General features: G+C 64.0%; 11 protein-coding genes. 3 read left to right on the forward strand and 8 right to left on the reverse strand.

The annotated features are described in order from the left end of the window. Positions 1–605 precede the first annotated feature (605 nt). Positions 606–761 (forward strand): hypothetical protein, encoded by a 156-nt coding sequence (locus tag ACIGHL_RS01420; RefSeq protein ID WP_181689944.1) that lies wholly within the window; start codon positions 606–608, stop codon positions 759–761. A gap of 9 nt (positions 762–770) precedes the next feature. Here the strand turns inward: ACIGHL_RS01420 and ACIGHL_RS01425 are convergent, their stop codons facing one another. Together ACIGHL_RS01425 and ACIGHL_RS01430 are read right to left on the reverse strand one after the other, a co-directional pair. Next, complete coding sequence (locus tag ACIGHL_RS01425; RefSeq protein WP_128119057.1) at positions 771–1442, reverse strand: phosphoribosyltransferase; 672 nt, start codon at positions 1440–1442, stop codon at positions 771–773. 3 nt (positions 1443–1445) lie between these two features. Then, positions 1446–2777, reverse strand: a complete 1332-nt coding sequence (locus ACIGHL_RS01430; protein WP_128119058.1) for an erythromycin esterase family protein — start codon at positions 2775–2777, stop codon at positions 1446–1448. A gap of 184 nt (positions 2778–2961) precedes the next feature. Between ACIGHL_RS01430 and ACIGHL_RS01435 the strand changes: the two genes are divergently transcribed. Continuing rightward, entirely contained in the window at positions 2962–3195 is a 234-nt protein-coding gene (locus ACIGHL_RS01435; RefSeq protein ID WP_045425613.1) for a hypothetical protein, read from the forward strand. Positions 3196–3202: 7 nt separating this feature from the next. Here ACIGHL_RS01435 and pdeM read toward each other — a convergent pair whose 3' ends face one another. The 6 genes from pdeM to ACIGHL_RS01465 all read right to left on the reverse strand — a co-directional run bounded on the left by pdeM (position 3203) and on the right by ACIGHL_RS01465 (position 11832). Then, a complete protein-coding gene (pdeM, locus tag ACIGHL_RS01440; protein ID WP_128119059.1) occupies positions 3203–3859 on the reverse strand; it encodes a ligase-associated DNA damage response endonuclease PdeM in 657 nt (218 codons plus the stop codon). Positions 3860–4353: 494 nt separating this feature from the next. Then, positions 4354–6969, reverse strand: a complete 2616-nt coding sequence (locus ACIGHL_RS01445) for a ligase-associated DNA damage response DEXH box helicase (RefSeq protein WP_128119060.1) — start codon at positions 6967–6969, stop codon at positions 4354–4356. After that, entirely contained in the window at positions 6966–7964 is a 999-nt protein-coding gene (locus tag ACIGHL_RS01450; RefSeq protein WP_446697500.1) for a hypothetical protein, read from the reverse strand. Before ACIGHL_RS01450 ends, ACIGHL_RS01445 begins: the two co-directional genes overlap by 4 nt. After that, on the reverse strand, positions 7961–9670 hold the full coding sequence (locus ACIGHL_RS01455) for an ATP-dependent DNA ligase (protein WP_128119062.1): 1710 nt from the start codon (positions 9668–9670) through the stop codon (positions 7961–7963). The genes ACIGHL_RS01450 and ACIGHL_RS01455 overlap by 4 nt, the downstream gene beginning before the upstream one ends. Before the next feature lie 433 nt (positions 9671–10103). Beyond that, a complete protein-coding gene (locus tag ACIGHL_RS01460) occupies positions 10104–11120 on the reverse strand; it encodes a ligase-associated DNA damage response exonuclease (protein WP_128119063.1) in 1017 nt (338 codons plus the stop codon). Positions 11121–11277: 157 nt separating this feature from the next. Continuing rightward, a complete protein-coding gene (locus ACIGHL_RS01465) occupies positions 11278–11832 on the reverse strand; it encodes a hypothetical protein (RefSeq protein ID WP_128119064.1) in 555 nt (184 codons plus the stop codon). Positions 11833–12082: 250 nt separating this feature from the next. On the opposite strand from ACIGHL_RS01465, the gene ACIGHL_RS01470 reads away from it, so the two are divergent. Next, positions 12083–12622 (forward strand): DUF3087 domain-containing protein, encoded by a 540-nt coding sequence (locus tag ACIGHL_RS01470; RefSeq protein ID WP_128119065.1) that lies wholly within the window; start codon positions 12083–12085, stop codon positions 12620–12622. The last annotated feature ends 138 nt before the right edge of the window (positions 12623–12760 follow it).

Below are 12760 nucleotides of genomic sequence, written 5' to 3' on the forward strand. Positions count from 1 at the left end.
CTCGCGATCAGGAATAAACCTCGTGGTTGCAGGATCGCCAGCAAGCTGGCTCCTACAATAAGGGGGCGGCAGGCTTATCAGCTTGCTGCTGATCTGCTGCGGTAAGTCGCCCTGCCTGAACCGGCGCTCGTGTAGGAGCGAGCTTGCTCGCGATCAGAAATGACTGCGTGGGTGCGGGATCGCCAGCAAGCTGGCTCCTACAATAAGGGGGCGGCAGGCTTATCAGCTTGCTGTTGATCTGCTGCGGTAAGTCGCCCTGCCTGAACCGGCGCTCGTGTAGGAGCGAGCTTGCTCGCGATCAGGAATAAACCTCGTGGTTGCAGGATCGCCAGCAAGCTGGCTCCTACAATAAGGGGGCGGCAGGCTTATCAGCTTGCTGCTGATCTGATGCGGTAAGTCGCCCTGCCTGAGCCGGCGCTCGTGTAGGAGCGAGCTTGCTCGCGATCAGAAATGACTGCGTGGGTGCGGGATCGCCAGCAAGCTGGCTCCTACAACAGGGGTTGGCGGATATCAGCAACGGCTGACGGATGGACGGATAGATGCCGGCCAGACGCCCTCTACTGCTATAGCCCAATCCGGGCTAATCGACAGCAGGAGGACGCGATATGGAAACCACCCGTTATTCGGATGAGATAGACACGCGAGCTTTGCAAGCCCACGGCGTGCCCGGTGACCCCGAAGAGCCTGGCGTGCCGGACCTGCCGAGCGAGCCCGGCGAGCCGACTATCCCGGATCAGCCGCCGCCAGACCCGGTAGCCTGACAGCCGTCATCACGCCGGACCAGCGGCCTGCGCGAGCAGGTCGACCACCTGCTCGTCGCTGGTTTGCTCGAAGTTGCCGTAATGACACCCGACCCCGATGAACGGCTCGGGCATTGCCAGGCAGACCAGCTCGTCCACTTCTGTTTTCAACATTTCGATCACATCCCGTGGGCCCACTGGCACGGCTAGGACCACGTGGCTCGGCTTCGATTGCTTGAGCCCCTTCAACGCTGCCCGCACCGTGGCGCCGGTGGCGATGCCATCATCGATCACGATGACGCAGCGATCCGTGAGCACGGGGGCTGGTCGCTCGCCACAGTAGCGATGCCGACGACGTTCCAGCTCGGTCAGTTGACGCTGCATTTCTTCTTCGAACCAGCTCGGTGGTGGTGCGATCTGGTTAAGCAATTCCTGGTTGATCACCCACTTCGGCTCGGCGCCGTCGATCACCGCGCCCAGCGCCAGCTCTTCGTTACCCGGCGCGCCTATCTTGCGCACCAGCACCAGATCCAGTGGTGCCCTCAAGCGCTGCGCCACTTCGAAGGCGACCGGAACCCCTCCGCGCGGCAGGGCCAGCACCAGGGGCGAATCCGCCGCAAGGTGCTGCAGGGCTTCGGCCAGCTCCTGGCCGGCATGGGTGCGGTCGCGAAACAGTTGCGATTCGGGCATTAAGACGCGCATGACTCACTCTCCGAATGGGTAGGTATCCGGAACGCTCTCTTCGTCGATCTGCTGGGGGCCGATCGGTTTGACCGCGTGGGTCTGTTCGAGCCAGAGCAGGGCGTCGAACTGTTCTGACAGTATGGCTTGGAAATAATGGCTCTGGCGTTCGGTAGCCGGGCGGTAGATCACCCCAATGGCCCGCTCGAGGCGCGGCCTGGCCAATGCTTTGCGAAGCTGCGGATCGTCGCGCCACGTGGTTAGCGAAGCCGGTAGTTCAGTGCGCAAGAACAGCTGCTCCCAGCTGTCCGGGCGCGACGGCCGAACCTGTTTGACCTGCATGGGTTCGTCCCAGTTGTCAGCCGCTGCCACCTCGCCGCGGTCGGTGCCCATGCCGATCAGCACCGCATCGCGACCGAAGGCGGTACGGCACAGCTCACCGATATTGAATTCGCCGCCCCAGCCCATGGAGGTCGAAGCGGCGTTGCCGATGTGCGAGTTGTGCGCCCAGACCACTGCCTTGGCGCCCTCACCGCGATGCGCCAGTAGGGCCTGCAGGGTGTCGAACATGTGCCGATCACGCAGGTTCCACGATTCGGTCGAGCCCTGGTACATGGCTCGGTAGTACTGCTCGGCGGCGAGCACAACGCGGGCATTCTGCTCGGCATTGAAGAAGCTGCTGCCGTCCTTCTTCATGTATTCCAGCCGCTGGTCGAGCAAGGCGCGTAGCTGTTCGACCACGGCGCCCTCGCAGGACGGTTCGCCACGCATCACGTTGCGACCGTAGATCGCCGGCTCGTCATGCCAAGGGCTGAGGCAGCCATATCGGCGCCGCGCGGTCGCGGCTGCGTCTGGGTCGACCCGGTCGAGATAGCCGAGCACCTCCTGAATCGAGGCACCCAGGCTGTAGACGTCCAGCCCGCGAAATTCCACCCGTTGTTCGGCGGGTAGGCCATCGTTGTGGTCACGCAGCCAACGGGCGAAATCAGCGACCTCCTGGTTGCGCCACATCCAGGTCGGAAAACGCTTGAAGCCTTCCTCGACCCAGGCGGGAGGCTGATGTTGACGCACGTAGCGGTCGATCTTTGCCGCATCCGGCCAGTCGGCTTCGGCGGCGACGATGCTGAAGCCGTGTTGCTCGATCAATCGGCGAGTTATCGCCGCTCGGGCGCGGTAGAACTCCGACGTGCCGTGGCTGGCTTCGCCGATCAACACCACCCGTGCGTCAGCGAACTGCTCGAAGGCGTCGGCAAATTCCGGATCATCAATGTCGGGCAATACGGTTGCGCTACGGCGCAGCAGCTCTACCAGCTGTTCCTCAGTCGATTCTTTAGGTCGTGGACGTGACTGGATCATGGCCTCGTCTCCTGGTCTACTTTCTAGGATGACCGACGGCGGATTGCCCCGTTCAGACCGTCCGGCGGCTGATCCAACAAGCACAAGCGGCAGAACTGAATGCGACGGACTAGTCTCTAACCAAAGCGACGCCAATCTCGGCGAGCAAGTTTCCGCCGAAGGCGCTAAGACACGAGGGGCACCCATGACGACTTGGATCATCGCTTACAGCAAAGACGGCAATACCTCCATTCTGCGGACCGAATCCGATCGCCAGCCGGATATAGACGAGGCAGTAGAGCTGGTCACCCGCAAGGCCGAGCAGGATTACGCCGGAGAAGAAGATGCCTACGAGCACGACCCCGATGTGGAGGAGACCCCTGCCACACGTTTGAGCGAGCGCTTTGGTATCACCGTAACCGGCATCTCACAGGCTTAAACCCACGTCACGCCACCTGCCATACCCCATCACCCCCAACCACGAAAAGGCGCCGGCCCGGGTCGGCGTCTACTTCCATCATTCCGGTGAAGCTGCCGAAGGCCGGCAGCAGGCTGACCCGCTCGCCTAGGCAGAAACAGGGTAGGCGCAACGACTGGCGGCCGCGTCCATGCAGGCGGAACGCCGGGTGCAGATGGCCTGCCATGACGTGATGGCTGGGATGCGGGTCGGGTTCGTGCTGCAGGGCGAACGGGCCGAGCAGCAGCGGTTCGGGCACCACGGTCATTTCCAGGCTGGCAGGCGGGTCGCCGGCGCGACGGTCGTGGTTGCCCCGTATCAGGGTCACCGCAAGCTCTGGGTGCTTGGCACGCCAGTCGAGCAATTGGCTGAGCGTGGCGGGCGTCTGTGATTCCGGCGCATGGAGGAAGTCACCGAGGAAAATCAGCTGCTCGCAGCGGTAGCGGTCGAGCAGGGCGTCGAGCCGTTGCAGGTTGGCCTGGGTGGTGCCGTGTGGCACCGGTTGGCCAAGACGACGATAGGCGGCGGCCTTGCCGAAATGGATATCGGCGATCAGCAGTGCTTTTCGATCAGGCCAGTAGATGGCTTTGTCGGGGAGCAACCAGAGCTCCGTCTGCTCGAGTTCGATGGAGAGGTGCGGAATCATGACGGCAGTTTATCGCGCCTGCGGCTCCTATGGCGGTTCGGTGCTGCTTTGATGCTGAGTGGGCGTCGCCTCGGAGGAGCTTTTGCTTTTCCTGTGGGAGGCCCGCCGGGGCGAAGCTTTGCTTTATTGGGCGTCCGCAAGCTGGCTTTCGCTGCGGGGCGCGCCTCCCACATGGACGGATGGGTGCGGGCTGCTGATTCTGTGGGAGGCCCGCCCTCGGGGCGAAGCTTTTGCTTTATTGGGCGTCCGCAAGCTGGCTTTCGCCGCGGGGCGCGCCTCCCATATGGGCGGTTGGGTGCGGGCTGCTGATTTTGTGGGAGGCCCGCCCTCGGGGCGAAGCTTTTACTGGGCGTCGCCAAGCTCGCTTTCGCCGCGGGGCGCGCCTCCCACATGGACGGTTGGGTGCGGGCTGCTGATTCTGTGGGAGGCCCGCCCTCGGGGCGAAGCTTTTTGTTTTCGGGGAGCAGGCGGTCGCCTTGCCGCTACGACGTGTTTCAAGGTGCGCGTCGCGCCTTTTTAGGCCTTGGCGTTCCGTCCTTGGTTGCGCGCGGTTTGCGCTTGGGGCTGGTTTCCCGCTCCACGGCAATACTGGCGCCGCCCTCTGGCTGATAGCCACCGGGGCCTGCTGCCTTGTCCAATTCCGCGACCATGCGGCGGATGCGGTCGGCCAGTTTTTCCGAACTCATGCTTTCGCGGAAGCGTTCGACCATCAACGGAAACGCCAGCGGCGTTGTGCGCTTGACCGGGTGAATGTCCAATTGCCGCTGTTGCAGACGGTTCATGGTCTGTTCCAGTCGCTCGACCTCCAGTTCCTGGCGCAGCACTTCCTCCTCCGCTTGGGTCAGCAGCAGATTGGCCGGGTCGTATTGACGAAATACGTCGAAGAACAGCCCGCTGGAGGCTTGCAGCTGTCGGGCGCTTTTCTGCGCGCCGGGGTAGCCCGAAAACACCAGCCCCGCGATGCGCGCGATTTCCCGAAAGCGCCGGCGCGCCAGTTCGCCTGCGTTGAGGCTGGCGAGCACGTCGTGCAGCAGGTTGTCCTGGCTGAACAGGTCGGGTGTCAGCCACTGCAACCAGTCCACCTCGGTCGCCGAGAGCAGTTCCAACCCGTAATCGTTGACGGCGATGGAGAAGGTCAGCGGCTGGTGCTGGCCCATGCGCCAGGCCAGCAGGCTGGCGAGCCCCAGATGTACGTGGCGGCCGGCGAAGGGGTAGAGAAACAGGTGCCAGCCCTCGCGGGACTTCATCACCTCGGCCAGCAGCGTGGTTTCGGTGGGCAGCGCCGACCAGTCCATCTGCACGCGCAGCAACGGCTCGACCAGCCGCATCTCGGGCGTGGTGAACTGCCCGCGCGAGGCGGCGCCGAGCTGCTCGACCACCGCATCGGCCAGTTCGCTGGACAGCGGCATCCGCCCGCCATTCCAGCGTGGCACGGCGGCCTTCTTGCCCGTGGCGCGACTGACGTAGGCGGTCATGTTCTCGACCCGCACCAGTTCCAGCAGTCGGCCCCCGAAGAGAAAGTTGTCGCCGGGCCGCAAGCGCGCGATGAACCCTTCCTCAATGGTGCCCAGTGAGCGGCCGCTGCCACCCTTGGCCCAGAATTTCACCGTCAGGCTGGCATCGCTGACGATGGTGCCGATGCCCATGCGATGACGCAGCGCCACGCGGCGGCTGGGGACCTTCCACAGCCCGGTCTCGTCCGGCTCGACGCGCTGGTAATCCGGGTATGCCGTCAACGAATGACCACCGTGCCGCACGAAGGCCAGTGCCCACTGCCAGTGGTCATCGGTGAGCTCGCGATATGACCAGGCCTGGCGAACTTCTGCGAACAGCTCATCAGGCCGAAAGCCTCCGCCCAGTGCCATGCTGACCAGGTGCTGCACAAGCACGTCCAGCGGGCGCTGCGGTGCGCTGCGGGCCTCGATCCGTCGCTCTGCGATCGCCACCTGGGCTGCGGCGGCTTCTATCACTTCCACGCTGTGGGTAGGCACCAGCGTGACTCTGGAGGTACGGCCCGGCGCATGCCCTGAGCGCCCGGCCCGCTGCATCAGCCGCGCCACGCCTTTAGGCGAACCGATCTGCAGCACCCGTTCGACCGGGAGAAAGTCGACACCCAGATCAAGGCTCGAGGTGCAAACGACTGCCTTTAGTGCGCCTTGCTTGAGGCCCAGTTCTACCCAGTCACGTACCTCTCGTGCCAGTGAGCCATGATGCAGCGCGATCAGCCCGGCCCAGTCCGGCCGCGCCCCAAGAATCGCCTGATACCAGATCTCCGACTGCGAGCGGGTGTTGGTGAAGACCAGTGTCGTGGCGGCCGAATCAATCTGCTCGACCACCTGCGGCAGCATGCGCAGCCCGAGATGACCGGCCCAGGGAAAGCGTTCAATAGTTGCGGGCAGCAGGGTATCGACCCGCAGATCCTTGACAACCCGGCCTTGCACCAGCCTGCCGCTGCCCGGATGCAGCAGAACTTCCAGCGCGTGCGGTTGATTGCCAAGGGTTGCGGACAGGCCCCAGACGATCAGGTCTGGCATCCATTGGCGAAGTCGAGCCAACGCGAGCTGCAACTGCACGCCGCGCTTGTTGCCCAGCAGCTCGTGCCACTCGTCTACCACCAGCATGCGCAAGCCAGCGAATGCCTGACGCGCATCGGCCCGGGTCAGGAGCAGGGTCAGGCTCTCCGGTGTGGTCACCAGCGCGCTCGGCAACCTTCGCCCTTGGCGCGCGCGCTCGGAACTGCTGGTGTCACCGGTTCGTAGGCCGATGCTCCAGTTGATGCCGAGATCGTCCAATGGGGCTTGCAGGGCGCGGGCGGTGTCAGCAGCCAGCGCACGCATGGGGGTGATCCAGAGGACGGTGAGCGGAGCAGGTTTGTCCGATGGCTTGGCAGACGGCTGCGGGGCTTCTGCGGACCAATCGGCTCCGCGAGAAGCGAATCGATTGAGCGCGCCAAGCCAGACGGCGTAAGTCTTGCCCGAGCCCGTGGTGGCATGGAGCAGGCCCGATTCGCCCTTGTGTACTGCCTGCCAGACCTGCTGTTGGAACGGGAACGGCTGCCAGTTGCGGTTGGCAAACCAACGTTCGGCAAGCGACGCGGGCGTCGTACTCATAACCCGAAGGCCACCCGATAAAAGCGAGGGTTGTGCTTCTGCTTTTCGTAGGAGCGAGCTTGCTCGCGAACCTCGGATTCCGGAGGGTTGCTGATCGCCAGCAAGCTGGCTCCTACAGGGGAGTCGTGCTTCCGCTCTTCGTAGGAGCGAGCTTGCTCGCGATCCTTGGGCTCCGTGCGGGTTGTGATCGCCAGCAAGCTGGCTCCTACATGGGGGTCGTGGTTCTGCTTTTCGTAGGAGCGAGCTTGCTCGCTATCTTCGGGCTCCGCGGGGGTTGTGATCGCCAGCAAGCTGGCTCCTACATGGGGGTCGTGGTTCTGCTTTTCGTAGGAGCGAGCTCGCTCGCGATCCTTGGGCTCCGCGGGGGTGGTGATCGCCAGCAAGCTGGCTCCTACGCGGGAGTCGTGCTTTTGCTTTTCGTAGGAGCGAGCTTGCTCGCGATCCTTGGGCTCCGTGCGGGTTGTGATCGCCAGCAAGCTGGCTCCTACGCGGGAGTCGTGGTTCTGCTTTTCGTACGAGCTAGCTTGCTCGCGAGCCTGGGGCTCCGCGGGGGTGGTGATCGCCAGCAAGCTGGCTCCTACACGGGAGTCGTGGTTGTGCTTTTCGTAGGAGCGAGCTCGCTCGCGAGCCTTGGGCTCCGTGCGGGTGGTGATCGCCAGCAAGCTGGCTCCTACACGGGAGTCGTGCTTCTGCTTTTCGTAGGAGCGAGCTCGCTCGCGATCCTTGGGCTCCGCGGGGGTGGTGATCGCCAGCAAGCTGGCTCCTACACAGGAGTCGTGGTTCTGCATTTCGTAGGAGCGAGCTTGCTCGCGATCCTTGGGCTCCGTGCGGGTGGTGATCGCCAGCAAGCTGGCTCCTACACGGGAGTCGTGCTTCTGCTTTTCGTAGGCGCGAGCTTGCTTGCGAGCCTTGAGCTCCGAGCGGATGTTGATCGCCAGCAAGCTGGCTCCTACACAGGACTCGTGCTTCTGCCTGACTTCTCTAGGCCGCATCATCCAAGCAATTCCTTTAGCGTCTCCAGCGTATCGGCCTCATCCACCGGCTTGTCGAGACGCCAGCGCAGCATGCGGGGGAAGCGCACGGCGATGCCGCTTTTGTGCCGGCTGCTGGCGGCGATGCCCTCGAAGCCGAGTTCGAACACCTGCGTTGGGGTCACGCTGCGCACGGGGCCGAACTTCTCCACGGTGGTCTTGCGCACGATGGCGTCGACCTTGCGCATTTCCTCGTCGGTCAACCCGGAATACGCCTTGGCAAAGGGCACCAGCTTGCGCTCGGGGTCGCCCGGCTCGCCGTCCCAGACGGCGAAGGTGTAGTCGGTATACAGACTGGCGCGGCGGCCGTGGCCGCGCTGGGCGTAGATCAGTACGGCATCGATGGAATACGGATCAATCTTCCATTTCCACCAGACGCCGACGTCTTTGGTCCGGCCAACCCCATACTGCGCGGCGCGCGCCTTGATCATCATGCCCTCGACCCCGCGCTCACGGGACGCCTCGCGCTGGCGCGCCAGATCGGTCCAGTCACGGCCGGTCACCAGCGGCGACAGCATCAGCCGTGGATTGGGGCATTGTGCGACGACGGCTTCGAGCTGTTGCCGGCGTTCGTGGTGCGCTCGCTGGCGCCAGTCGTCACCCCGCCATTCCAGGAGGTCATAACTGAGCACCGCAACCGGGGCGTCCTGCAGTACTTTGGCGGTCAAATTCTTCCGGCCGATCCGCTGTTGCAGCAGGGCGAAGGGCTGCACGCCGAAGCGCTCTGTTGCTTCGCTATCGTCGCGCGTGGGCTGCTGGAAGAAGTCGGTCGCAGGCTCGCCGGGCGCGTGCTTCCAGACCAGTATCTCGCCGTCGATCACCGTGCCGTCCGGCAAGCAGCCGGCCAGTTCGCAGAGTTCGGGGAAACGTTCGCTGACCAGCTCCTCGCCGCGCGACCAGACCCAGATCTGCCCGTCGCGCTTGACCAGCTGGGCACGGATGCCGTCCCACTTCCACTCGATGTACCAGTCCTCCGGCGCGCCGAGCAGCGTGTCGAACTCCTCGACCGGCGCCTGCAACGGATGGGCGAGGAAAAACGGGTAGGGCTGGCCGCCGCGTTGTGCGTGCTCGTGTTCGGACTCTTCGGCGATCAGTGCGCGGTAGCCTTCAGCGCTGGGGCGATGAGACAGGTCGGTGTATCCCACCAGCCGTTGCGCGACGCGTTTGGGGTCGAGATCGCCCAGCGAGGCCAGCGCACGGGTGACCAGCAGTTTCGACACGCCGACGCGAAAGGCGCCGGTGATCAGCTTGATGCAGACCATCAGGCTCAGGCGATCCAGTTGTGCCCAGAGTGCGGGCAGGCGTTCGTTCAGCTCTTCCGGCGGCAGGCCCCGCAGCGGCAGCAACTTGTCCTGCATCCACACGGCCAGCCCGTCGTCGGAGCTGTGCTCGGCTTCGGGCATCAGCAGTGAGATGGTTTCGGCCATATCGCCAACCGCCTGATAACTTTCCTCGAACAGCCATTCCGGCAAGCCCGAGGCATGCGTGGCGGTTTCGCGCAGTACACGGGTCGGGACCAGTTGGCGCGGGCGGCCGCCAGCCAGAAAGTAGACCGCCCAGGCCGCGTCGGCGGGATCGGCGTCGCGGAAGTAGTCCCGCATCGCCGCGAGCTTGGCGTTGCTCGAGGTGGTGGCGTCGAGGCGGCTATAGAGGGTGGCAAAGGCTTTCATTTCGGCCCGCCTGTAACAGCTGCGGCAGGCTGTTCGCGAGCAATCCTGCTCCTACTGGGGCTAGGTCGCGTTTCTGCTTGGGTGCACTTCCGTAGGAGCCAGCTTGCTGGCGATCCGCGACGACGCAAGGGTTTCGGTGCGCGAGCAAGCTCGCTCCTACAGGAGAGGCGACGAAGCTCAGTGTTGATGCTCTTTGGTAGGAGCCAGCTTGCTGGCGATCCATGGCGACGCAAGGGTCCCGGTTCGCGAGCAAGCTCGCTGCTACAAGGGTGCTGACGGAGCTCAGTGTTGATTCGCTTTGGTAGGAGCCAGCTTGCTGGCGATCCCTGGCGGCGCAATGGTTCCGGATCGCGAGTAAGCTCGCTCCTACAGGGGCGGCGTCGTATTTCAGCGGCGGTTTTCTTCCGTAGGAAGCGTAAGGCATGACTGCGGGTCATTCGGCCTCCTGGGACGTGGCGTCATCCTCATCACCGTATTCGGTCTCGAAGGCCTGGGCGTCGAGGCCGCGCATCTCCCGCAGGTAGCGCACCAGGACCGCAACTGAACCATGGGTCACCATCACCCGCTCGGCGCCGGTCTGCTCGATGGCCCAGAGCAGGCCCGGCCAGTCGGCATGATCGGAAAGCACGAAGCCGCGGTCGACCCCGCGCCGGCGACGGGTGCCGCGCAGCATCATCCAGCCACTGGCAAAGGCGTCGGCGTAGTCACCGAAGCGGCGCATCCAGGTGCTTCCGCCGGCGGAGGGCGGGGCGAGGATGATGGCGTGCTTCAAACGCGGGTCACCTTTCTTCAGGTCGCCCGCATAGACGGTCGGGGGAAGATAGATGCCGCCTTCGCGGTACACCTTGTTCAGCGGCTCGACGGCGCCGTGGACGACGATGGAGCCGATGCTTTCGTCCAGGCCATGCAGGATGCGCTGCGCTTTGCCGAAGGCATAGCAGAACAGCACGCTGGCGCGCCCGGCCGCCGCGTTGGCGCGCCACCAGTCGTTGATCTCGCGGAATATCTCGGCCTGGGAGGGCCATTTGTAAATCGGCAGGCCAAAGGTCGATTCAGTGATGAAGGTGTGGCAGCGCACCGGCTCGAAGGGTGCGCAAGTGCCGTCCGGCTCCACCTTGTAGTCGCCAGAGGCGACCCAGACTTCGCCCTTGTATTCCAATCGCACTTGGGCGGAACCGAGCACATGGCCGGCGGGATGGAAGCTGAGCCTTACGCCGTGGTGCTCGATGGGCTCGCCATACGCCAGCGTCTGCAGTGGCATGTCAGCGGCGATGCGTGAGCGCAGGATGCCTTCGCTGTCGCGGGAGGCCAGGTAATGGCCCATGCCCCAGCGCGCATGGTCGCCGTGGGCGTGGGTGATGACGGCGCGCTCTACCGGCCGCCATGGGTCGATGTAGAAATCACCAGGCGGGCAATACAGGCCTTCGGGGCGGGCAACGACAAGATCCATGAATACAGACACTTTGCGGGCTTGTAGCGTTGGAGCCCGGGTCGGCGTTGGGAGTTCGCCTGCAAGGTCGCGTCGGTGGGCTGAAGCCCACCCTACAGGGCCGGGAAGTCGCCTCTGGTCAGGTGGGCGGAGTAAAAGCCATCCTGCTGGGCGGGGATCAGTCCACCAACTTTAGATGAGAGGTGTCCGGCACAGGCGCATCGCTGGCACGGCGCCGTTCGCCCATATCGCTGCCCACCGGTGCCAGGCTGAACTGTGACAAGTCGACAGCAGGCGGCTGCACGGGCGCGCGGGCGTCCTGAAGATCCACGCCGACCGGTGCAATGCCGAAGTCTGGCGCCTCGACGTCGACGAAGGCCGCCATGTATTCGTCGCGCGGGGCGACCTTCAACGGTTGTGGCGATGCTGCAGCGGCAGACGGCTGCTGTGCCGGGACCGCGTCTTCCGACGGCGGCGGGGCGAGCTCGATTTCCTCGACTTCCACCGGCATCGGTCGCACTTCGGCAATGGCACCCGCGCGGGCCATGGCCTGGCGATACTTCTCGACGCTGGCATGGTCCAGGTCCTGCTTGATCACGATCCGCCGACCGGAAAACAGCACGGCGATGCGCTGGGCGTCCGCCTGAAACAGGCGAGTCAGGTTGGCCTCGACCTGCTCCAGCTTTGCGCCCGGAGCGAGTTCGCCGGAAAACGATATTTCATAGCGGCTCATGATAGAGGCCCTTTTGACTGCCAAGGAAAGGATGCGCTGATCATAGAGCCTGGCACTGGCGCTTGAAAGCCAGCGGGTTGGTCGTGCTGTCTGCGCTGCGACGTCGTTGGCATGCCGGGTCCGTCAGCGCCGATCGTGGTCTTCGACGGGCGACGCAAAGGCTGTCCCGTATCAGCTGCCCAAAGCTTGGCTGGGTAATAATGCAACGCCGACGCACTTTCTCTCCGTCCAGCCCAAGGATCGCGAACTCATGGTGGTATTCGAAATCAAGTCGCTCAGCCCGGAAACCTACCGGAAACAGACGCGACGCAGCACGCTGGTTGTCGCCTTGACCTTTGCAGTGCTGGCGATGGGGCTGGCGACGCTGGCCGTTGCGCTGTTCGGCGAGGCGGGTGCAGATAACCTGAAGTGGAACGTGGCAGGGGTCGTGTCCGGTTTGCTGCTGACTGCCGCATTGGTGCGCTTTGTCTATCTGCAGCAGTCCTGGATGGCTTGCGCTGCTTACGGCTGGAACCTCAAACGCAGCCTGATGAGCGTGACTAACGTCATGCACCATGTCACGGCGGGTGTGGCAGCAGGTGACCCTGAGGCGATAAAACTGCTGCGGTTCTACCATCTCGGGCTGACGCAGATGCATCAGCTGGATGGCAACAGCGCCTCGCTCAGCGAAGTGACAGAAGAAATCAATCAGCATCGCGACAGGATGGAAGCGCGCGGGATGGATATCGATCAGAACCGTCTGGATGACGCCTGGCTAGCCTCCGTGAAGCGTTTCCCCGCCGGAAAGTAACCCTGTGACGCGGGACGCTGACATGTTGGCCCGATCCTGTCCGTGCCAGCCGCGCTTGCCGAATGGGTTGAGGGATGGCGTACCCCTGGCGGCCTGATCAACTGATCGCTGCTCGTTCCTGGTGAGACGAAAGGCGTG

Source organism: Pseudomonas sp. NPDC077451 (assembly GCF_044543345.1).
In the GTDB taxonomy this organism is placed as follows: domain Bacteria; phylum Pseudomonadota; class Gammaproteobacteria; order Pseudomonadales; family Pseudomonadaceae; genus Stutzerimonas.

Coding starts and splice junctions, on each gene's coding strand:
- ACIGHL_RS01420 (WP_181689944.1), top strand. CDS start 606: ATGGAAACCACCCGTTATTCGGATGAGATAGACACGCGAGCTTTGCAA.
- ACIGHL_RS01425 (WP_128119057.1), bottom strand. CDS start 1,442: ATGCGCGTCTTAATGCCCGAATCGCAACTGTTTCGCGACCGCACCCAT.
- ACIGHL_RS01430 (WP_128119058.1), bottom strand. CDS start 2,777: ATGATCCAGTCACGTCCACGACCTAAAGAATCGACTGAGGAACAGCTG.
- ACIGHL_RS01435 (WP_045425613.1), top strand. CDS start 2,962: ATGACGACTTGGATCATCGCTTACAGCAAAGACGGCAATACCTCCATT.
- pdeM (WP_128119059.1), bottom strand. CDS start 3,859: ATGATTCCGCACCTCTCCATCGAACTCGAGCAGACGGAGCTCTGGTTG.
- ACIGHL_RS01445 (WP_128119060.1), bottom strand. CDS start 6,969: ATGAGTACGACGCCCGCGTCGCTTGCCGAACGTTGGTTTGCCAACCGC.
- ACIGHL_RS01450 (WP_446697500.1), bottom strand. CDS start 7,964: ATGATGCGGCCTAGAGAAGTCAGGCAGAAGCACGAGTCCTGTGTAGGA.
- ACIGHL_RS01455 (WP_128119062.1), bottom strand. CDS start 9,670: ATGAAAGCCTTTGCCACCCTCTATAGCCGCCTCGACGCCACCACCTCG.
- ACIGHL_RS01460 (WP_128119063.1), bottom strand. CDS start 11,120: ATGGATCTTGTCGTTGCCCGCCCCGAAGGCCTGTATTGCCCGCCTGGT.
- ACIGHL_RS01465 (WP_128119064.1), bottom strand. CDS start 11,832: ATGAGCCGCTATGAAATATCGTTTTCCGGCGAACTCGCTCCGGGCGCA.
- ACIGHL_RS01470 (WP_128119065.1), top strand. CDS start 12,083: ATGGTGGTATTCGAAATCAAGTCGCTCAGCCCGGAAACCTACCGGAAA.